The sequence below is a fragment of the Shewanella schlegeliana genome (assembly GCF_016765635.1).
Classification (GTDB): Bacteria; Pseudomonadota; Gammaproteobacteria; order Enterobacterales; family Shewanellaceae; genus Shewanella; species Shewanella schlegeliana.
In genome coordinates, this window is record NZ_JAESVD010000002.1 from 327,105 (window position 1) to 348,400 (window position 21,296).

Annotated in this window: 13 protein-coding genes; 5 read left to right on the top strand and 8 right to left on the bottom strand. The window is 45.9% G+C overall.

The window, feature by feature from the left end:
* Positions 1-1,598: 1,598 nt before the first annotated feature.
* Positions 1,599-2,858 carry an SLC5/6 family protein gene (locus JMA39_RS04505; protein ID WP_202720818.1) on the bottom strand — a complete coding sequence of 420 codons (1,260 nt, stop codon included), beginning with the start codon at positions 2,856-2,858 and terminating at the stop codon, positions 1,599-1,601.
* Between the two features lie 1,127 nt (positions 2,859-3,985).
* Complete coding sequence (locus tag JMA39_RS04510) at positions 3,986-5,308, bottom strand: L-cysteine desulfidase family protein (RefSeq protein ID WP_202720630.1); 1,323 nt, start codon at positions 5,306-5,308, stop codon at positions 3,986-3,988.
* A 218-nt stretch (positions 5,309-5,526) separates the two neighbouring features.
* Here JMA39_RS04510 and JMA39_RS04515 point away from each other — a divergent pair, with 218 nt between their 5' ends.
* The gene (locus tag JMA39_RS04515) at positions 5,527-6,006 is read left to right on the top strand and encodes an Lrp/AsnC family transcriptional regulator (protein ID WP_202720631.1); all 480 of its coding nucleotides are present in this window, start codon (positions 5,527-5,529) and stop codon (positions 6,004-6,006) included.
* Between the two features lie 92 nt (positions 6,007-6,098).
* Here JMA39_RS04515 and recJ read toward each other — a convergent pair whose 3' ends face one another.
* From recJ to brnQ (JMA39_RS04540), 5 genes are all read right to left on the bottom strand, one after another.
* The gene (gene recJ / locus JMA39_RS04520; protein WP_202720632.1) at positions 6,099-7,823 is read right to left on the bottom strand and encodes a single-stranded-DNA-specific exonuclease RecJ; all 1,725 of its coding nucleotides are present in this window, start codon (positions 7,821-7,823) and stop codon (positions 6,099-6,101) included.
* A gap of 134 nt (positions 7,824-7,957) precedes the next feature.
* Positions 7,958-8,686 carry a bifunctional protein-disulfide isomerase/oxidoreductase DsbC gene (gene dsbC / locus JMA39_RS04525; RefSeq protein ID WP_202720633.1) on the bottom strand — a complete coding sequence of 243 codons (729 nt, stop codon included), beginning with the start codon at positions 8,684-8,686 and terminating at the stop codon, positions 7,958-7,960.
* Positions 8,687-8,975: 289 nt separating this feature from the next.
* Complete coding sequence (xerD, locus tag JMA39_RS04530; RefSeq protein WP_202720634.1) at positions 8,976-9,878, bottom strand: site-specific tyrosine recombinase XerD; 903 nt, start codon at positions 9,876-9,878, stop codon at positions 8,976-8,978.
* Positions 9,879-10,339: 461 nt separating this feature from the next.
* The gene (brnQ, locus tag JMA39_RS04535) at positions 10,340-11,671 is read right to left on the bottom strand and encodes a branched-chain amino acid transport system II carrier protein (RefSeq protein ID WP_244999874.1); all 1,332 of its coding nucleotides are present in this window, start codon (positions 11,669-11,671) and stop codon (positions 10,340-10,342) included.
* Positions 11,672-12,001: 330 nt separating this feature from the next.
* Positions 12,002-13,351, bottom strand: a complete 1,350-nt coding sequence (brnQ, locus tag JMA39_RS04540) for a branched-chain amino acid transport system II carrier protein (RefSeq protein ID WP_202720820.1) — start codon at positions 13,349-13,351, stop codon at positions 12,002-12,004.
* A gap of 520 nt (positions 13,352-13,871) precedes the next feature.
* Between brnQ (JMA39_RS04540) and JMA39_RS04545 the strand changes: the two genes are divergently transcribed.
* Together JMA39_RS04545 and srmB are read left to right on the top strand one after the other, a co-directional pair.
* The gene (locus tag JMA39_RS04545) at positions 13,872-14,630 is read left to right on the top strand and encodes a tRNA1(Val) (adenine(37)-N6)-methyltransferase (RefSeq protein WP_202720635.1); all 759 of its coding nucleotides are present in this window, start codon (positions 13,872-13,874) and stop codon (positions 14,628-14,630) included.
* A 78-nt stretch (positions 14,631-14,708) separates the two neighbouring features.
* Entirely contained in the window at positions 14,709-15,935 is a 1,227-nt protein-coding gene (srmB, locus tag JMA39_RS04550) for an ATP-dependent RNA helicase SrmB (protein ID WP_202720636.1), read from the top strand.
* A gap of 65 nt (positions 15,936-16,000) precedes the next feature.
* Here the strand turns inward: srmB and JMA39_RS04555 are convergent, their stop codons facing one another.
* On the bottom strand, positions 16,001-16,591 hold the full coding sequence (locus JMA39_RS04555; protein WP_202720637.1) for a hypothetical protein: 591 nt from the start codon (positions 16,589-16,591) through the stop codon (positions 16,001-16,003).
* A 297-nt stretch (positions 16,592-16,888) separates the two neighbouring features.
* Between JMA39_RS04555 and JMA39_RS04560 the strand changes: the two genes are divergently transcribed.
* Together JMA39_RS04560 and JMA39_RS04565 are read left to right on the top strand one after the other, a co-directional pair.
* A complete protein-coding gene (locus tag JMA39_RS04560) occupies positions 16,889-18,109 on the top strand; it encodes an efflux RND transporter periplasmic adaptor subunit (protein ID WP_202720638.1) in 1,221 nt (406 codons plus the stop codon).
* Positions 18,110-18,120: 11 nt separating this feature from the next.
* Positions 18,121-21,261 (top strand): efflux RND transporter permease subunit, encoded by a 3,141-nt coding sequence (locus tag JMA39_RS04565; protein WP_202720821.1) that lies wholly within the window; start codon positions 18,121-18,123, stop codon positions 21,259-21,261.
* Positions 21,262-21,296 lie beyond the last annotated feature (35 nt).

A 21,296-nucleotide genomic window follows, 5' to 3' on the forward strand; every position in this document is an offset into this window, starting at 1 on the left:
AGCATATGTGCAGACACTTCTGAGAGTCGCGGCAAGCACATCTGACCTCCATGAACGGAGGAAATGCCAAATTATGTATGGAACAGAATTGGCCCTGTCTGCTCAACGAAACAAACAACATCCTGTTTAAAGACCATTTCGGTATCCATACCTCTCGTTCAAGAGTTTAATAACTTCGTTATCTTTCACCCTGTTTTCGACGGTCACGGCCGTATCTACACTGAGTTAGAAAAGCATAATCTTTGAAACTTAGCGTTATGACTATAGCCCTAGATCGTTACTGGGCAGAAGTAAGTTAGTGTAAAGCGCAAAATTTTGGGGCGAGAATCAAGAAGCCTATGGCAATCGTATGCTCAGTAACGCTTGCATAACACGTTTGCTGCCATGCAGATTATGCTGAACTTTACTGCCTTAATCACTGAAACTAAAGACAAGCCGACAACGCCGAATGTAGCCAATCGTGTTGATGCATTTGTTACACGATCTTTTTCAACGCCCCTCGCCAGCTTAATAAGTGATTAATTTAACAGGACTTACTACAAACAGGGTTTGATTGAACTGGACCAATTAAGCGAGCAGAATATCTAATCAACGGCAATAACAGTGAAGCGAAACAATCCCTTTTTCCTACACCATTTATACAATTTTGTTTCAGCCAATTTGGAATTTATAAACCAAATATCCTAACTACTATTTGGATTGAAAATGCTGCGAGCAAAACACTAATGCAAACTGAAATCAGGCAAAACCATGAACAATTGAAGTGTGAATTGGCTTCTGAAATCCATGAACTTTTGGCAATAATGGTCAATTGCCGAACCTGATGAAATGAAAACTAAAAGGCAGCAAAGAAAAAGGAAATCCATCTACTTTCATGCCTAAATAACTAACGGTTCAATCGCTGAACTGAGCCAACAAACTGCAATCTTAGAGTTCGTGTAGCAGCTTATTAAATAACAGCACTGATAACATTGTTATCGGTACTGCATCTTTAAATATTATCAGTGCGTCTCGACAATATTCTTCGCATGAAGACAACCCATTATTTTAATGGGTGAAATTAGAATTTATACAATATAACCAAAACCTTACAACCAAACAAAAGATTAGAGGTTAGAGGTTAGAGGTTAGAGGTTAGAGGTTAGAGGTTAGAGGTTAGAGGTTACTTCAGTTTTTTACAACCAAGGGATAAGGTGCATAACCAAATGAACAGAAAACACCAACTCCCCATCGGAGTTGCCGAGCACATAGAAGAAAATCGCGTGAGCGAGGCAGGGATGCCGAGCTAGCTTTAGTAGAGCCATGGTCTTTCTCGTGCATCCATGCACTTCAAGACATTCTGGTTTCCTGCCTATCAGATGGCGATTCTGAAGCGTTAGTGATTTTCGAAGATGAGTAAGGCCCGTATCCAACGCATGTAACTTCGTCTGGGGCGCAGAGGGTTTACTCTTATGAAATCAAGAAAGGGGACAAGCGCTTTCCCCCTTGACTCGGGTGTGGGCGAAGCGCCACGACCTTTCATCAAACGAAGTTTGATTGCTTAAGCCCAAGCGCCAGCTTGATTACCCCAATTGCTAATCAGCAATAAAATCAGCCAATTACATAAACGCCAATAACGGCGAGATACACAACAATACCCCTGTGACAATAATCAGGTTAGTCGCCCAACCCTTGTATTTGTTTAAGTGTGGCACCTTGTACACCAAGTAAGCTGGGATTAAACACCCCACCAGACCGAAGATAGGGCTACAGATAGAGGTAAACGATAGAATTGGTGCATTTAAGGCAATCGCAGACCAAGCCAGTAGAATAATGAATACTGTAACTAATTTATTCACTAGCGCTTTATTAATCTCTGATTCTTTACGACTACGCAGTAGTATGTTCATTGCAATGCCACGACAGGCTTCTTGGAAGGCTAAAAATACCCCGAAGAAAGACGTCACAATCGCAAAGATGTTAATTACAATACCAGTAATCGTTGCCCAGCTGCCAGGGAAGTATTGCGCAATAATCGCCAATGCAGAGATATTCTGGTTCATCGCCTCGGTCGCTTGCTCTTGGCTAATAGCAAAGGTAAACGATATAGCGAAGAAGAACACCACCACGAATAAGATAGCAAAGGCTATTTTCATTGCTCGTTCAGCCTTGAAACGCGCAACCTCAATCGACTTTTCGTGTGAGCGATACGAGATAACCATTGGGCTTAACGATTGAATAAACAGAATCGAGGTTAAGGTAAATGGCAGCGTAATAATGGCATTTTTAAGCATTGGGCCAAATTCCCCCATACTTGGAATATTCGCCATATCCCAACGTGCCATCAGTAACACACCCATTACAGCTACCAGTGACAGCACAGTCACCGCCATAAAACCTGACAGCTTAAATAGCAGCTTTTCGCCTTTTGAGCCGATAAAGGCCAATAAGCAGATTAGGCCTAAGCCATAAAATACATTGTCGTTAAGGTATCCCTCTGTGACACCAAATGAATGCAGGTAAGATGCACTGTCATTGGTCACGGCTAACGAATAAACCAGCACCCAAATGACCAACATCAAGAAATAAAGCACGCCTAATGCAATACCCCAGTTTTTACCGAGATAGTTTTCAATAACACCTGGGTAATCGGTACACTTTTTTGACTCGGCCAAAGTATTTATGAATAACTTTTGAAACAGATACATTGCAGGGTAACCAATGATGGATGACAGCAAAAATACCCATAGTCCCATCACGCCAACCTGAACTGGTAAAAATACAATACCAGCACCGATGGCCATACCAATACTCATCACTATCCAACCAAGATCGATACTGTCAAACTTGGTGGCTTGTTGCCATTCGGCTTTGGTCATATTGGCTCGTTCGTGCAGGGGTTGCGCTTGGCTATCACCACTTGGTGTGCCTTGAACTACTTCACTCATATATCAATTCCATTAAATTTGGCTATAGCCACTGATATGATAAAAATTGTAATTATGTTTATGAGAAAACAGGGGTTTTACCGCGTTTGCTTGGCCTGAGCATACTCAAGGATGGAGAGAAATTTTTTATTAAAATTCATCGCTATTGGCGTAGATTTAGCAAAACATACTCTCAATTCAGTGATTTTTTCACATCGTTTTTCCGTACTGATCCAGATCAAGAGTTAATCACTTTTGACGGCTCAATAGTTTGATGTCCTTCACCTTATTAGTCATTACTCACCTGCTAACCTGCATTCAAAAACATGAAGCATTTCACGATTTTGCTTTTTGGTAGCGAGAGATATGACGCACATTTAACGAATTAAAGTGATAGGCACAGCTAAATAAAATCAATATGTGAGCAATATCAACAGCCTACACTCATCCATAATCAGATTAAAAATCAAACTCATAAGAGATATTTTAGCCAGCTTACTCGAGGCAGCTAGCTCATTTAAGCAAGATGCAAGATTGAAGGCGAATGGATGAAATGCTCACTTTGTTCAGCCATTAAAGCGGAGGTATGACATGGAGGAGCAAAGGAAGAGTCTTGCTAGAGCCATTAACAATGAGTTTGAAATAATAAGTCTAAAGCAGTGAGTCTGAAGCAGTAAGTCTGAAGCTGTGAGTCTGAAGCAATGAGTCTGAAGCAGTGAGTCTAAAGCAGTGAGTCTAAAGCAGTGAGTCTGAAGCAGTGAGTCTGAAGCAGTGAGTCTGAAGCAGTGAGTCTGAAACAATGAGTCTGAAGCAATGAGTCTGAAGCAATGAGTCTGAAGCAATGAGTCTGAAGCAATGAGTCTGAAGCAATGAGTCTGAAGCAGTGAGTCTGAAGCAGTGAGTCTGAAGTAAGAGGACAATAATTGAAACAGCCTCTCGAGCCTTGGTGTATCAAGTTGAGAAACTAAAAAGCCAAGTCGACTCTTAATTGAGTACCGACTTGGCTTAAAGTTCTAGCTTAAGTTTTGACTTAGAATGGCTGATAAACGCTATAGTTCTGCTTTATCAAAAAAACATGCTTACTTGTGAAGCATTATATCTAAGATCTGCACATCAGTTTGTGTCATTGCGCCATTAGCCAATGTCGCAAGGTTACGGATAGTTTGATCAACATCATCAGCAACAATACCTTCAGAGCCCGTCACTCGAATGCCATCAATGGCCATTAAGGCAGACTTTACGGCGGCACCAGCCGATGAAGACACTTTCATTGCGCAAGCGGTTTTGGCCCCATCACAAATAACGCCACTGACATCGCCAATCATGCTACAAATTGCAGCACTTACCTGTTCAATCTCACCATCAAGCAGATAGGTGATGCCAGCCGCCGCCCCCATAGATGCCGTTGTTGCGCCACATAAGGCAGAGAGTTTGTTCTGATAGCTCTTAATATAGATAGCCGTTAAATGCGACAGCATTAACGCGCGGATGGTTTGCTCTTCGCTGGATTTAAGAAACTCTGCACTGGCAACAACGGGCATGGTTGCCGCAATGCCTTGGTTTCCAGAGCCCGAATTACTCATCGCAGGCATCATGGCGCCATCCATACGCGCATCAGACGCCCCAGCAGTACGGGTTAGCACTTCGGTCAGTAAGCCGCCAGACAACAAGCCTTTAGCTTGGTTTTTTACCAATGTCGCACCAATTTTCAAACCATAATTACCACTGAGGCCTTCAATGGATAAGGCATCATTTAGGCTTTTGGCCTGCATAATAAAACGTATGTCATCCTGTGGTGCATGCATGGCAAAATCATAAATATCTTGCAGTTTGGCCTCGGTAAACGGATTCGCTTTGCAGCTGTCTTTAACAGTCTCCACCTGTGGAGTGAGTAAACACTGCTCACCATTTTTTTCAATCGCAATGACTTGAGTGTGGCTATCGGCAATGGTAACGCTCGCTGTTTGCTGCTGATAATACACCGTGACTTTGGCGTATAAGACATTAGCCACATCAGCGACGCCTACAGTCACCTGATCGTTCGCCAGCATTAACTTAGCGGCCTCGACATCGTTATCAGTGAGTTTTTTTAATACTTCAAGACCAGCACTACGCTCCCCTGCGATGGCACCAATGGCAGCAGCAATCGGCAAGCCAACCATCCCCGTGCCGGGAATGCCCACGCCCATACCGTTTTTCATTAAGTTGGCAGAAACAGCAACGTCCATCTTAATGTCCAGTTTAACGTCCTTTGTGGCGTTACAGGCTTGGTTTTTTATGCCTAACTCATCAATGGCAATGGCGGCAGCTAATGCAACAGAAATTGGTTCAGTACAGCCAAGGGCTGGAACGACATCGCGTTTAACTGCTTCAAGGAATAAAGGCCATAAGTGTTGTTTCATCGTTCTACTCGCTTCTAGTCATCGACACTATTTGGAATAAAGTCATTGCAATCTTTGTTTCATTGTAATGGATTACTTGAAGAATTATTTTTCCATTTTTTCTACCAATGAGACAGAAAAGAGAAAGATTTTCTACTAGAATACGCTTACAAGTTATACAGCCGCTTAAATATTCAATAATAGATAATCAACAGAGAATCTCAGTAAGGAAGAACCTTGTGGTTGAAAAAGTAAAACTAGATAAAGTCGACCGACAACTGCTAACCATGCTGCAGCACGATGTCACCTTATCGCTTAACGAGTTAGCCAAAGCCGTTAATTTAACGACCACGCCTTGCTGGAAACGCTTAAAGCGTCTAGAAGAAGAGGGGGTGATCAACAAGCGAGTCGCCCTACTCAACCCCAGTAAAATAGGTGTTGATTTCACCGCATTTGTGCAGGTTAAGACCTGTGATCACTCCCATGCTTGGTATGAGAAATTTATTGAAGCTGTCTACGCCATGCCGGAAGTGATGGAGTTTTACCGCATGGCTGGGGAGTATGATTATATGATGCGGGTACAAGTTGAAGATATGGCTGCATTTGATCACTTTTATAAACGTTTGGTCAATCAAGTGGCAGGCTTAACCAATGTCACCTCAACCTTTGCGATGGAGTCGTTGAAGTTCAGCACGGTTTTGCCATTAAAGCCTGCTTAATTAACCCTCATCGCTTCCGAGTTTATTTAAACCGATAAAAAAAGGGATGCAACCAGTGCATCCCTCTCCCTTGATGTCATTTTGCCATAGCCCTACTTAGGCTCTATCTGCTCAACCATCAGCTGCAAACTCTGATTACCTCTAAACTCATTCACATCGAGTTTATACACCACCTGTGCGTACTGAATAGTGGCATCGGGCCAGGTCTTCAAGTCCACATTAAAGGCGATGGCATCGAGCATCACTCGGCCGCACTCGGTTTCTAAAATCAATTTTAAGTGCTTCTCGCCAACGATGCGCTGCTGGATAACCCTAAAGTAACCATCAAACAGCGGCTCAGGGAATGACTGTCCCCAAGGGCCTGCACTCCTTAGCTCACTGGCAAGCTCAAGCTTAAACTGCTCGGGCACCAACTCGCCGTCTGAAACCAACTCGCCGGTCAGTAATTCAGGCGCTAACACTTCCCGCACCGCTTTATCGTAAGCCTCGGCAAACAGGGAAAACTGACCCGCTTGAATCGATAGACCCGCCGCCATGGCGTGTCCACCAAACTTTAGAATAAGCCCTGGATGGCGCGAGTTAATCAGCTCCAGTAGGTCACGCATATGCAAGCCCTTAATCGAGCGTGCCGAACCTTTAATCTCGCCGTCACCCGCCTCAGCAAAGGCGATGACTGGACGGTGATACTTATCTTTAATGCGCGAGGCTAAAATACCGATCACCCCTTGGTGCCAATCTGCCTGATAGATGGCGATGCCCCATGGCAGCTCGGCTTCATTAAGCTCGATACTCTCAAGACTCTTAAGCGCCTCTTGCTGCATATCGGCTTCTAGATCGCGCCGCTCGGCATTCAAGCCATCAAGCTCAGATGCCATGCGCCTAGCCAGCATCATATCTTCACAGAGTAAGGTTTCCACCCCGAGCGCCATCTCATCGAGACGACCCGCGGCGTTAAGCCGTGGCCCAACAGCAAAACCAAAGTCTGAGGCGACAATACGCGATGGTGTGCGCTTGGCCACCTCTAATAACGCGGTGATACCAACACGACAGCGTCCAGCCTTAACTCGCTGTAGACCCGCTTCCACTAGAATACGGTTATTGGTATCGAGCGATACCACGTCGGCCACAGTGCCTAGGGCAACGATATCCAGTAGTTGAGCAAGGTTAGGTTCGCTAATGCCCTGCTGCTGATACCAGTTGCGGCTTCGAAGCTCGGCTCTAAGCGCCGACATCAGATAAAATGCCACGCCCACTCCGGCAATAGACTTACTGGCAAACTCGCAGCCGTCTTGATTAGGGTTCACGATGGCATCGGCGTCAGGCAAAGTGTGCCCAGGGAGATGGTGGTCGGTAATCACCACCGTCATGCCGTGGGCTGTTGCCGCCGCGACCCCCTCTATTGAGGAGATGCCATTATCGACGGTGATCAAAAGCTGTGCTTGCCTGCTGGCCGCAACCGAGACAATCTCAGGGCTTAAGCCATAACCGTAATCGAAGCGGTTCGGAATCAGGTAATCCACCTTTTGTGCGCCCATCATCCGCAGTGCTAACACGCAGACACTGGTGGAGGTGGCACCATCGGCGTCGAAATCCCCCATGATCAGAATCGCCTTTTGCGCCTCGATGGCATCGGCAACTATCTTAGCCGCTTGCTCAAGCCCGGCCATGGTGTTGGGGCGCAGTAACTTGCCAAGGCTCAGCTCACAATCGGCAGCAACCACACCACGACTGGCGTAGATCTGTTTTAAAATGGGAGAAAGCGTATCGGGAAGGTGACTATCATCGACTCTAGGGCGGCGAACTATCTTATGGATCACGTTGAATTAAACCCTCAAAACTAAAAACAGTAGCAGCATAGCAAAGACTGCCGGAAAAGGGGCACAAAAAAGGTGAGCCTAGGCTCACCTTTTTGCTTCTCAGACTCAATTCAGTCCTGAATTCAACAACTGAATTACTGTACAGACTCTAAAGTACGTAGCAGTGCCTTAGGTGGCTGGTAGCCAGGAATAAGAGTACCGTCTTCAAGAATGAGCGCTGGCGTGCCGTTAATACCAATAGCCTGACCTAGGTTATATTGCTCGGCAATTTTAGCGTCACACTTGGCGCTCTTAATCGCCTTACCATTTTTGGCATCACCCATGGCCTTAAGTGGATCGGCTGCGCACCATACAGACTCCATCTCGTCTGCATTAGCAGATGGAACGCCCGCACGTGGGAACGCAAGATAACGCACGGTAATTCCGAGGTCGTTATACTCTTGCATCTCGTTATGTAGCTTACGGCAGTAACCACAGCTTACATCGGTAAATACAGTTACCACGTACTTTTCATTTTTTGCCTTGTAGACCAGCATATTGTCTTCGAGTGGCTTTATCATATCCACGCGAGGCCCCGCCATCGCCGCCTCGGTTAAGTTCTTCATACCCTTATCGAGGTCATAAAGATTACCATGAAACAGCTTTGAACCATCTTTGCTGATATACAACACACCACGGTCAGTGAAGGCCTCGTATAGCTCAGGGATAGGTGATGGCTTCATAGAAAGCACTTCAACGTTTAACGCTTCGTTTAACTTCTGCTTCAACGCTGCGGTATCATCGCCTGTGCTGTTTGATGCTGCGAAAGCTGCTGGTGCAACCAACATTGCAGCAATCAAAGAAAATGTTCGAGTGAACTTCATTAGTTTTCCTACTCTTTGTAAGGGTCAGACTGACAGATATAAATGATTAGACCTTATCTGGAGCTGAAAAGTTACAGACTCAATTCAGTTAAAGCAAATTATTTGCTGTAACTAAATCATACAGACGTGAAACTCATCATATAATTCAATTAAGTAGCGAATTAATGAAAGTTATTCTGTAGGCTCAATTTCGCTTTCATCTACTCAAAATTCTAACCTGAGACTCATCAAGCCTCGAATCAATATTCGTCATTCAAAGCATAAAAACAATTTAACTGCGTTGCGAAAATCAGCCTCGAGGATGATGTTCACTGTGCAGGCTTGCCAGCCTTGCAGTCGCAACATGGGTATAGATCTGTGTCGTCGATAGGTCGCTATGACCGAGCAGTAATTGCACCACGCGCAAGTCTGCACCGTGATTAAGTAAGTGAGTGGCAAATGCATGCCTGAGAGTGTGAGGCGAAAGCTCAGTAGTAATCCCAGCTCTCAGGGCATAGAGCTTAATACGATGCCAGAAAGTTTGTCGCGTCATCTGCTGCGCCCGCTTAGAGGGAAATAGCACATCACTCTGCTTGCCCTTAAGCAGCTCGGCTCTGGCAAACTTAAGATAATCCTCAACCTCGGTAACGGCGAGTTCACCGAGCGGCACTAAACGCTCCTTGCCCCCCTTACCAGTAATACGAACTAGGCCTTGGCGCAGACTTAATTGCTCCATGGTCAGTCCCACCAGCTCCGATACACGCAAACCCGTAGCATACAGTAGCTCCAGCATCGCCTTGTCGCGGCACTCAACAGGATCGTCTTGTTCAGGCTCCGCCAGCAAACGGTCGATATCTTCTTCACTCAGTGAGTCAGGAAGTTTACGAGCAAGTTTGGGCGATTCGATAAGCGCCATGGGATCGGTATCGATCTGTTTCTTTACAATAAGATAGCCATAAAAACGGCGTAAACTACTCATCATGCGAGCGCTACTGGTTTTGGCAAAGCCTTTATCGAAGCGCTCAGCTAAGTAGTCACGGATATCAAACTGGCTACAGGTGACTAAGTCGCCCCCACGGCACTGTAAATAGCGATCGAGATGACGCAGATCGGTGCGATAAGCGCTTAAGGTATTATCACTTAAGCCCTTGGTTGACCAAAGGTCATCTAAAAACAGATCAATAATGCTATTAGGCGTGTACTTATCTGACACTTATCATTCCTACCTACGATTTAATAAAGAAGGACCTAGATCCTAGGACGCTTCGCTGCGAGGAAAAGCAAAAGCCAAAAGCGTCAGCCTGTTATCTTTGGTTTTCCCGCTTTATCTTTTCCGGCTTTATCCGTCTCAGCCTTTCCAGGCTTCTAGCGTCTTTGCTTTCCCGTCTCTGCTCTTCCTAGGGCCTAGAACCTTTCTTGACTTTCAAAGCTTTTCCATAAGCGCAGCGTTCCGTAAGTTACGCAGTCACGTTCGTAAGGCCGCAGGCCGTTCGTCTTTTACCGTCTCAGCTTTTCCTAGGGTCTAGAACCTGCTTTTCCTAGCACCTGCTTTTAAACCTTCTTATAAACAAAAAAGGCAATGCTCATAGAGCATCGCCTCAATATTATGCCATCGAACTGGCTTAGGCTATTAGCTTTAACGAATCACTTTATCTAAAGCTACAACCGCTAGCTTTAGTTAACCGCTATCTGCTCGGCAGGCTTTTTAACAAACATGCAAGCAACGATGGCGATAGCAGTCGGGAGTAACCAAGCCATACCTTCGCTATAAAGTGGCATAAAATCGACTAGGCTCATATCAATACCGCACGCCTTCAGTCCATCGATACAACCAAATATAAATGCAACTCCCAGTACAAATCGGTGACACATCCTTGGGTTTACGAACTTTTGATTCAAAAGAGTCACAAAAACCAAAGCGATAATCACTGGATAGATGGTATAGAGTACTGGAACACTGATGCTGATAAGCTGCGCCAAGCCCACATTTGCAACAGTGGCACAGGTAAGGGAGCTGAGCACAACAAAGCTGCGATAAGAGCAACGAGGAAACTGTTCATGAAAAAACTCAGAACAAGCCGTTACCAAACCAATAACCGTAGTCAAGCAAGCCAAAGTAACGACTGTCGCCAATAAGATCTGGCCTAACGCCCCAAATTCATTTGCCACATAATTGGTTAAGATCACGCCCCCATTATCGGCTCCTTTTGCAATCTCACCTGCTGTAGCGCCAAGATGGAAAAGTGAAAAATAGACAAATGAAAGACCAGCCGCTGCTAACAGTGCAGCCTTGATAAGGTAATGGGTCTGCTCTTTAATATCACTCACCCCTTTGCGGCGTAAAATATCGATGATCAAAATTCCAAACACCATGGCAGCTAACGTATCCATGGTATTGTAACCCTCCAATATTCCTTTAACTAAAGGGCTCGATTGGTACTCTCCTACCGCGCCCCCTATCTGCGCATCAGGCTGCATAAACACAGAGAAAGCAAGAATAACCAAAAGAAACAGCATAATAGGCGTCAGTACCTTACCCACACTATCGAGTAGTTTCCCAGGGTAAAGAGCCAGCAACATTGCACAACTAAAAAAGAGCAGAGAATAAAGAAGCTGCGACACATTAAACGTCACACCAGCCAGCATAAATGTCGCCGCTGAGTCGCTAAGAAATGGCTTAAACCCCATTTCATAGGCAACGAGTCCTGCACGAGGTAACGCAAAAGCAGGGCCTAAAATGATATAGATAGCTAAACCTAACAAGGTCGCGACAACTGGTGGAAGCAGCGTCATCATCTTACCGTTAGCCTTAGCAACGGCAATCAAGGTCATCAGTGGCAAGGTAACCGCAGTAATTAAGAAACCTAACATGGCTAAGGTCATATTCTCACCAGCCAAGTGGCCTGCAAGAGGTGGAAAAATTAAATTACCCGCACCTAGAAAAAAAGCGAAAGTCATAAAACCTAAGCCCAATGTATCGGCAGTCGTCATTTTTTTGCTGTGCACTTTTTACTATCCATCATGATGATATTCGAATCGCTCTGTAAACGAGCATTAATTAGCGCGTACTAATTATCAAATTCACTCAATGGTGACAAGCAGTCAATACAACAAAGCCCCACTTCACATCAAGAGGGCAACATTTCAATGGTTTGGGGGTAACACAAGACACTAATATCAAACATTGACACTAGCAATAGGAGTGAATGCAACAGATTAACAACAGCAATCGATTCAGCTAATCATTAATAAGCTAGACGATTTGATTAAGATAAGAGTGACGTAGCGCATTAAATTCCGTTACACGAAATTCAATGCGCTAAAGTTTAGCCACTATTAATTCAGTACGACCTCAGTCTTAGGCTTGCTACTTTTGATCAACATGCAAGCCAGTATTGCCAAACCAGTAGGCAGTAACCAAGCCATGCCTTCATTATGCAATGGCATAAAGTTCAGCACACTAACGTCAACACCTGCAGCCTTGATGCCGTCGATGATACCGAAAAATAGTGCAACACTCAGTACAATACGGTGAGCCGCTTTTGGATTAGCGAAACGTTCAGTTAAGAATGTCACCGCAACCAAGGCGATAGCCACTGGGTAAACCGTCATCAATACTGGAACGCTGATGCTGATAAGCTGTGCTAGACCTACGTTAGCGATAGTCGCGCAAACGATACTGACTAGCACTACGAAACGGCGGTAAGAGATCTTTGGTAGTAGCTCGTTAAAGTACTCACCACAAGCACTGATAAGACCCACAGCCGTAGTCAAACAGGCGAGTGTCACAACAGATGACAATAACACCATGCCGCTTGCGCCAAATTTAGCAGTAACATAGTTAGTTAAGATCACGCCGCCATTTTCTGCACCAGCCGCTAAGTCGCCTGCTGTAGCACCTAAATAGAATAGTGATACATATACAAATGCCAAGCCTGCTGCCGCAATCAGGGCCGCTTTAATTAAATAATTAGTCTGTGCTTTTGGCTCTGTGACGCCTTTCTTACGTAGGATATCGATGATCAACATACCGAAGATCAATGAGGCCAAGGTATCCATGGTGTTATAGCCTTCCAAGATCCCCTTAGTTAGTGGGTTTACTTGGTAATCACCAACGGCTGCGCCGATATCACTACCAGGGATCACGATCACAGAGATCGCTAGACCGACTAATAATAAGATAAGGATCGGCGTTAATACTTTACCTACGCTATCAAGTAACTTACCTGGGAACAGAGCCAGTACCATAGATAGACCGAAGAAACCTAAGGTATAAATAAGCTGCGCGATGTTAAGTGATAAACCCGCAATCATAAAGGTCGCACTAGTATCAGTTAAAAACGGCTTGAAGCCGACTTCGTAAGCAACCAGTCCAGTTCTTGGTGCGGCGAACGCAGGACCTATAATGATAAAAATAGAGACAGCTAATGCAGTCGCAGCGATGGGAGGCAGCAATTGCATTATTTTACCGTTCGCTTTAGCGACAGCAATAAGAGTCAGGAGAGGAAGGCCGACCGCAGTAATAAGGAAGCCAAGCATAGCTAGGATGATATTTTCGCCCGCCAAAAAGCCTGCTAATGGTGGGAAAATTAAGTTACCCGCCCCCAAAAAGAACGCGAAGGTCATAAAACCCAACCCTAACGTATCTGTAATACTCATCTGATTATTCTGCACTTTATGCCCCATCATTATTTTATTTAGTTAATTATTTTGTGCCATCACATTCCTAAGGCACCACTTAGGTTGATAGCAAAAAAATGTGTAATCTTTACTTTACACAGTTCCATGGTAAATAGGGCCCATTCTTGGCGAGTTTTTGAACAGCGGCGAAAAAAGTAACGCTTCAATTGCTTTAAAACTGGTTTACCTTCTCTAAAATTGAGCTTTTACCCAACAAAGAGGGGCATACTATTAACAGAGTCGTTAAAAACAAACAAGCAGGCATACGGAAAAACGAGCATTCTCGATATAACCAGCAACACAATAACAACAAAACATTCCCATTACTTACATTCACCCCATGAGCACCCACAACACGACACATCCGCTTTAATAGCCAGCAAGCAGTTCAACGTGAGTAACCACTTACATGCATAATAACTAAAGCGTGCTTAAAACATTAACAATTAAACCTAGATTAGTTGATTACGCTATACGCTTGATTAGCGTACAATTAGCTTAACAGTTCAAACCAACTCTTGTTGCAATGCCATTTACCTTCAAACTCTTTCATGTCGATGACAGCCGTTGCGGCATGCCCGTCAGCACCGATGGCGTACTTCTGGGCGCTTGGGCACCATTAGTACAAGCCAAAACCATACTCGATATTGGCGCAGGCAGTGGCCTATTAAGCCTAATGGCCGCACAGCGTAGCCAAGCAAAGATTACCGCCATCGAGCTAGATAGCCATGCCGCCTTAGACTGTCAGCAAAATTTCAATGCCAGCCATTGGTCAGAGCGCCTTGAGGTTATCTGCTGCGATATCCAAGCCTATTGCCAACAAGCGCAACAACAGCAGTTTGAGCATATCATCTGTAATCCGCCCTATTTTGCCAGTGGGCCACAATCGAGCGACGCCTCAAGAGCCACCGCTCGCCATACCGATAGCCTAAGTTTCGATGCCTTGCTAAGTGCCATCAAGCAGCTGCTAGCGCCCCAAGGAGCGGCGAGTCTTATTCTGCCTACCGAGTCAATAAAGCTATTTGAAAGTAAGTTAAGCCAATATAAGCTCACGTTGAGTCAAAGATTGATGGCCTCCAGCGTTGAGGGAAAAGAAGCGAACCGACAAGTGCTCGTGCTGCGTCATACTCCCGCAACGACAGATGACTCAAATACTAAAGCCAAGTTAACAGTAGAGGGTAAGTTTGAGTGTGTTAGCGAGCAGCAGCTCTATATTCGTCAGAAAAACGGCCAGTACAGCCAAGCCTTTAGCTTATTGAGTAGGGATTTTTATTTAAAGCTTTAAGGATCTGGCGATCTAATCGTTTAAAGTCGCTTCTATAAGCATTATAATGTCCGGCTATTATTTATTGAGATGCCACGCATGCAATTTGAAGATCTCCAGCTTGACCCTTGTTTGTTAGAGTCATTAAAAGCAATGGGCCATAACAAGCCCACTACGATACAACAGCAAACAATCCCTGTTGCCATGGAGCAAAGAGATATCTTAGCTCGCGCACCAACGGGTACAGGCAAGACGGCAAGCTTTCTTCTGCCTGCGTTGCAGCACCTAATCGACTTTCCACGTCGATATGGCGGCCGAGCGCGCGTATTGATTCTGACTCCAACACGTGAACTTGCTAGCCAAATTCATCGTTATGCCAGCCACCTTGCAACAGGCCTAGGTCTTGACACCGTCATCATCACGGGTGGTGTTCCTTACGGTCCTCAAGAGGAAGCACTACAGAAGAACGTTGACATCTTAGTTGCCACTCCAGGCCGTTTGATGGAGTACTTAGACAAGGGGCACTTCAACGCCGAAGAAGTCGAAGTATTGGTGATCGATGAAGCCGACCGCATGCTAGACATGGGCTTCTCTGCAGTCGTTGAAAGTATTGCAATCGAATCAGTTGGCCGTAAGCAGACCATGCTATTCTCTGCCACGCTCGAAGGCAGCGACGTGGGACGTTTCTCACATCAGCTACTAACCAACCCAGTTAAGCTGGAAGCAGAAGCACCACGCAGCGAAAAAGCTAAGATCCATCAGTGGATCCACTTAGCCGACGACAAGGCACATAAGTTTGCATTGCTCGCAGCACTTTTAAAGCAAGAAGAAGTTCAGCGCACCATCGTCTTCGTTAAGACCCGTGAAGCGGTTGCTAGCCTTGAAGGCCTGCTACAGAAAGAGGGCATCGCTTGTGCGTTTATGCGCGGCGATATGGAGCAAAAAGCGCGTTTCCAAGCACTGGGTCGTTTCACCAAAGGTGAAGTCAATATCTTACTAGCAACAGACGTTGCTGCACGCGGTATCGATATTGACGGTATTACCCATGTGATCAATTTCGATATGCCACGCTCTGCAGATACTTATGTTCACCGTATCGGTCGTACAGGCCGTGCAGGTGCTAAAGGTACTGCAATATCATTGGTTGAAGCCCATGATATCCGTGTCGTAGGTAAGATTGAGCGCTATATTGGCCAACCACTGAAACGCCGTTTCGTTAAAGACTTGCGTCCAAAGAACAAAGAAGCTAAGCCTCCTGGAAAGAAAAAAGCGGGTCCAGAAGGTAAAAACTTCAGTAAGAAAAACAAGAAGAAAAAGAAGAAGTAAATACGAGCCTTCTTTTTCGACAATAATATTAAAAGGCCACGTTTACGTGGCCTTTTTTATCACCATTACCCAGGTATATGCACACCCAAACTGCGCAACAGATGATAATAGGCTGTTATGGTTACCGCCCCCATACCGACAACCAAAAGGATGCGGTATTTAAAACCATGTTGATGATGCTTTACTCGGTCTTTATGTGTCACTACATCCATCATTTCGTCTCCAAAATAGATCGACAAAAGAGTACCAAGTGCACTAATAGCCAGAATGCTCCAATAAGGAATAGGTTGAGTCAAAATATGTTGTAATAGTCGGGTAAGAAACGTCAATTGATAAGTACTTTCTGAAAAGTTGATAAAGTAAACATTGACCCCAACGGCAATAAACCACAACACGACTTGAGTTATGGCCATCCTGACATTGAACAGTAAGCGCACTGGAAATGCGATTAGAAAGCCACCATCTGCAACGGGGGTGCATAATACAAAGAAACTCCAACTCAATACCGCTAATGCAAAGCCTGTAGACGCATTATATTTCCAGCTCATATAACCAAAATAAACAACAATGATTGCCAGTAAAACAATAAACTTTATCAGTGTTTCTTTGTGCGTTTGGTGACTCGGGTGAAATTTAGTCTTAATTGCGTTAAACATAATTAGTCACCGTTAATATCCATTAGTCATTCCCCTAGTCGAATCATTGAAGTGGATCTGCTCGCGTTAGATTTTCATATTACGCTTAGACGGTACGATTTCAATCGTGACTAGTCACAACTTTAGTCAGAGAACCGCCTTGGTACCAAGTATTTAAGTTTGATAATGACTCCCTTGGTAAACCTCACACCAACACTACAAGTTTAAACATATTTGTTACAAATAAAGATGTCGCCTTGTCCCTGACTCTGGTAATTTATGCAATTAGAAAAGTCTATGCATGGAAAAGCAGATCAGATGATAAATAAAATTAAAACAATACTTAGGAGAATGACTCCTCTCTTTATTCTTCTGGCCTTTATTATCGCCGCTCAAATTCTGATTAGTACCAAGGAAGCCCCTGAGCAGAAAGCCGATACCGCCCCAGTGCCGATTGTTGATGTCACCGAAGTGAAACGCCAAACTGTGTCACTCAACCTGCCCTCCTACGGGGTGGTGACACCAAAATATAAAACGCAACTGGTCACCGAAGTACAGGGCCGTATGTTGTCTATCTCGGCTAACTTTGTTGCCGGTGGCGTAGTAAAGAAAGGTGACGAGTTGGCCGTTATTGAGCCATCTGATTACGAGGCGGATCTGATGCAGGCGCAGGCCTCTCTGGCTAAAGCCAAGGCCGCCCTGGAGGAGGAGCGCGCCAAAGGGGAAGTGGCAAAAAATGACTGGAAAGGCTACGACGGCGGCATTCCACCAGAGCTTGGTCTACGCCTCCCACAACTAAAGCAAGAACAAGCCAATGTAAAGTTCCAGCAAGCAGCCCTTGCCCGCGCACAGCGCAACCTTGAACGAACCGTTATTCGCGCACCATTCGATGGCATCATTAAGGCGCGCAACGTCGACCTTGGCCAGTATGTCACTCTAGGCACTAACTTAGGTGAGCTATATGACACCCGTATAGCCGAGGTGAGATTGCCGCTATCGAATAACGATCTAGCTTACCTAGAGTCGGTCGATAACCCAGATACCGATGTCAGTCTAAGCGCCGATCTCGCTGGTAGAAAGATCATTTGGCAGGGACAAATTGTGCGTAGCGAAGGCGTTATCGATGCTGAAAACCGCATGGTTTTCTTGGTTGCCGAAGTGAAAGACCCCTACCTACGTGATAACCAAGTCGAAGGCCAGCTGCCCCTAAAATACGGCACCTTTGTCACCGCAGTGATTAAAGGTCGCACCGTTGACGGTATCGTCAAGTTACCACGTCATTTAGTACGAAATAACCAAGTCACTATTGTAAATAGCGATAGCAGCATCGAGCTTCGCAGCGTCAATGTCGTACGCACCGATCTGGACAGTGTCTACATCAAGGACAGCCTTAACGATGGTGAGCGCGTGTCACTGACTAACCTTGTCAATGCCGAAGATGGGCAGATGGTCAAAGTTGTCGGCGAAGATTCTAGCTCTAATCAAGAGTCTCAGAGTGAGAGCAGTGAAGAGCAACTCGCTAGTGCGGGTGGTCAATAATGAGCGCCCCAATCGACACCCAGAAAGGGATTATCGCCTGGTTTGCCCGCAATAGTGTGGCGGCCAATCTATTGATGTGGATCTTAATCATAGGTGGCCTGTTCAGCACCCTGATTATTAATAAAGAAATTTTCCCCACGTTTGAGCTTAACTACCTACAGATCTCCGTAGCCTACCCAGGCGCCGCCCCTCAAGAAATTGAGGAGGGGATCAACATTAAGATAGAGGAGGCGATTCAAGATATTAATGGCATCAAGAAGATCTCTTCCGTTGCCAGCGAGGGGGTGGGTTCGGTTACGATTGAGGTTGAAGATAGCTACGATCCACAAGATATTCTCGATGAAGCCAAGCTGCGCATCGATGCCATCTCCACCTTCCCGGTCAATATTGAGAAGCCCAATATTTTCCGTATCAAACCTGAAAATAATGTGATCTGGATTTCGGTCTACGGCGATCAGTCTCTGCAAGAGATGAAAGAGCTAGCGAAAACCATTCGTGACGAAGTGGCCTTGTTACCAGCGGTGACCCGCGCTCAAGTTACGGGTGTACGCGAGTACGAAATTGGAATAGAGCTGTCTGAAGACAAACTTAGGGAGTATGGTCTCACCTTTTCTCAGGTGGCACAGGCGGTACAAAATTCCTCTATCGATCTTCCCGGTGGCTCGATTCGCGCTAAAGATGGCGATATCTTGCTGCGCACCAAGGGCCAAGCCTATACTGGCGAAGACTTCTCTCAGATAGTTGTCAGCACTCGCCCAGACGGTAGCCGAGTGATGTTGCCTCAAGTCGCCACTATTAATGACAGCTTCGAAGAGCGCCTAGAATATACCCGCTTTAATGGCCAGCCTGCGGCGATCATCGAAGTACTCAGCGTCGATGATCAAAATGCACTGGATATCTCCGAGCAAGTTAAGGCGTACATCGAGCAAAAGCGTGACGCGCTACCTGCTGGCGCGAAACTAGATACTTGGGGTGATCTCACCCATTATCTTAAGGGTCGATTGAACATGATGCTGTCGAACATGTTCTACGGTGCCTTGCTAGTATTCATTATCCTCGCGCTATTCCTAGAGATTAAGCTAGCATTTTGGGTAATGATGGGACTGCCTGTTTGCTTCTTAGGCGCCATGCTGTTTATGCCCTTAGAGCCCTTCTCGCTGTCGATCAATATGCTGACCCTGTTTGCCTTCATACTTGTGCTGGGGATCGTGGTGGATGACGCCATTGTCATCGGCGAGAGCGCCTACACAGAGATAGAGGAGAAGGGGCACTCCCTAGAGAACGTCGTCAAGGGTGCCAAGAAAGTGGCCATGCCCGCCACCTTTGGAGTACTCACCACCATTGCCGCCTTCATGCCCATGCTGATGGTGTCTGGCCCACAAGGGATTATTTGGAAGTCCATCGGCATGATAGTGATCTTGTGTCTGCTGTTCTCCTTGGTGGAATCAAAGCTTATCCTACCCGCCCACCTTGCCCATATGAAACCGCGCAAGCCCAGATCAGAGCTTGGGCTACTGGGCCGTCTTAAAGCGGGTTTGAATGATAAGGTGCAATACTTTATCCATAACCAATACCGACCGTTCTTGGAGCGCTGTATCGTACAACGTTACAACACGGTGGCCGTTTTTGTCGGTGTACTCATCCTCTCTATCGCACTGGTTCTCAGTGGTCAGGTACGCTGGGTCTTCTTCCCAGATATCCCATCTGACTTTATCCAGGTTCGTCTTGATATGGCTGAGGGCAGCTCAGAGGAAAACACCCTTAAAGTCGTGCAAGAAGTTGAAGAGGCACTATATACGATGAATGCTCAGATGGAAGAGGAGCTAGGCTACCCAGTGGTCAAGCACAGTTTTATCAATATGAGCTCGCGCACCTCAGCCTTCCTGTTTGCCGAACTGACTAAGGGCGAGGATCGTGATGTCGATGGCGAAGCTATCGCTAGCGCTTGGCGTAAACAGTTACCCGAGTTAGTCGCGGTTAAGAAATTAAATATCAATGCCAGCACCAATGATGCCGGCGGCGATATCTCCTTTAGACTGACATCGAACAATCTAGAACAGTTATCAAAGGCTTCTGAGGAGCTAAAACAGAAGCTACGTAGCTACGAGGGGGTGTACGATATTTCAGATAATTTCTCCTCTGGTAGTCAAGAGATCAAGTTAAAGATCCGCCCCGAAGCCGAAGCATTAGGCCTGACACTGTCAGATCTTGCACGCCAAGTGCGTTATGGCTTCTATGGTTACGAAGCCCAGCGTATTTTACGTAATAAAGAGGAAGTTAAAGTGATGGTGCGCTACCCGTTAGAGCAGCGCCGCACCGTAGGTCACCTTGAAAATATGCTTATTCGCACACCGAGCGGCGCAGCGGTGCCGTTCTCGACGGTAGCCGAGTTGCAACTGGGTGATTCCTACTCCTCGATTACCCGTGTCGATGGTCGCCGAGCGATTACCATTATTGCTAACGCAGACACCAATAAGGTTGAACCATCAAAAGTCGTTGGTGAGATCCAAGAGGATTTCCTCCCAGCACTTCAGGCTAAATACCCGAATATCTCTACCGCACTCGATGGCGGCAGTGCCGATGAACAGAGCGCCCTAGTTAGCTTGCTGCAAGGCTTCTTCTTCGCGCTGTTTACCATCTATGCTCTGATGGCGATTCCGCTGAAATCTTATAGTCAGCCACTGATTATCATGTCGGTGATCCCCTTTGGTATGATCGGTGCCCTGTTTGGTCACTTCATCCTAGGGCTGAATATGAGCATCTTGAGCCTATGCGGCATCGTCGCGCTAGCGGGTGTGGTAGTCAATGACTCGCTGATCTTGGTGGACTTTGTTAACCGTGCTCGCGCCGAAGGACACAGCATTGTCAAGGCTGCGGTTGATTCGGGTTGTTACCGTTTTAGGGCGATTATCCTCACCTCCCTCACCACCTTTGTCGGCTTAGTCCCCATTCTGCTAGAGCGAAGCCTGCAGGCACAAATTGTGATCCCGATGGCTGCATCTTTGGCATTCGGTATTTTATTCTCTACCGTGGTGACATTAATCTTGGTGCCAATTCTGTACATCATCTTAGATGATGTCAGACGCGGCTTTAGACGATTCTTCCACTGGTGGTGGCAGCCAAAATCGGACCATGAACAAGCTCAGTTCTAACACCTTAAATAGGACCGAGTGAGAGCATAAACTCG

Bases quoted from the DNA above. Each gene is read 5' to 3' on its own strand.
- brnQ (WP_202720820.1), bottom strand. From the start codon at position 13,351: ATGGGGCATAAAGTGCAGAATAATCAGATGAGTATTACAGATACGTTA.
- JMA39_RS04555 (WP_202720637.1), bottom strand. From the start codon at position 16,591: ATGTTTAACGCAATTAAGACTAAATTTCACCCGAGTCACCAAACGCAC.
- dsbC (WP_202720633.1), bottom strand. From the start codon at position 8,686: ATGAAGTTCACTCGAACATTTTCTTTGATTGCTGCAATGTTGGTTGCA.
- JMA39_RS04510 (WP_202720630.1), bottom strand. From the start codon at position 5,308: ATGAAACAACACTTATGGCCTTTATTCCTTGAAGCAGTTAAACGCGAT.
- JMA39_RS04505 (WP_202720818.1), bottom strand. From the start codon at position 2,858: ATGACCAAAGCCGAATGGCAACAAGCCACCAAGTTTGACAGTATCGAT.
- JMA39_RS04545 (WP_202720635.1), top strand. From the start codon at position 13,872: ATGCCATTTACCTTCAAACTCTTTCATGTCGATGACAGCCGTTGCGGC.
- JMA39_RS04560 (WP_202720638.1), top strand. From the start codon at position 16,889: ATGATAAATAAAATTAAAACAATACTTAGGAGAATGACTCCTCTCTTT.
- srmB (WP_202720636.1), top strand. From the start codon at position 14,709: ATGCAATTTGAAGATCTCCAGCTTGACCCTTGTTTGTTAGAGTCATTA.